Annotated in this window: 1 protein-coding gene; it reads left to right on the top strand. The window is 62.8% G+C overall.

The window, feature by feature from the left end:
* The coding region (locus tag BK660_RS30205) for a DedA family protein (RefSeq protein WP_148057486.1) at window positions 1–544 on the top strand (544 nt) is incomplete at its 5' end.
* Window positions 545–632: the final 88 nt, after the last annotated feature.

Genomic DNA, 632 nt, shown 5'->3' with positions numbered 1-632 from the left:
ATACATGGACATCAACCTGGTGGTGGTCGTTGCGTTCTGCGGCAGCTATGCCGGCGATCAGCTGTGGTACTTCCTGGGCCGCAAGCACGGGCGCAAATTGCTCGCGCGCAAACCGCGCTGGCAACTGATGGGCGACCGCGCGCTGGAGCACATTCGCAAGCATCCTGACATCTGGGTGTTGAGCTTCCGTTTCGTTTACGGTCTGCGCACGGTGATGCCGGTGGCGATCGGCCTGTCGGGTTATCCGCCGGGACGTTATCTGCTGCTCAACGGTATCGGTGCAGCGATCTGGGCGACCGCGCTGGCCGCCGCCGCTTACCACTTCGGCGCGGTGCTGGAAGGCATGCTCGGCAGCATCAAGAAGTACGAGTTGTGGGTACTCGGTGCGCTGCTGATTCTTGGCGTTGGCCTGTGGTTGCGCCGCCGCTTCAAGAATGCGCGGCTGGCCAAGCAGGTGTACGCCGACGAGCAAGCTGCGAAAGCTGCACTGCTGAATCAGGCCGAAGAATCCAAGCCTGCCGAACCGAAGACGCCAGCCGAGTAACGCGCTGGCGACTTGCTACAGCCCGCCGGCACTGAGCGGGCTGGCCGCCTCTTTCAGTCATTTATGCCCTCTGCGCTAGCGGACTCCC

The organism is Pseudomonas brassicacearum (genome assembly GCF_003732265.1).
Classification (GTDB): Bacteria; Pseudomonadota; Gammaproteobacteria; order Pseudomonadales; family Pseudomonadaceae; genus Aquipseudomonas; species Aquipseudomonas brassicacearum_D.
This window is presented reverse-complemented; position numbering and strand designations above follow the sequence as displayed.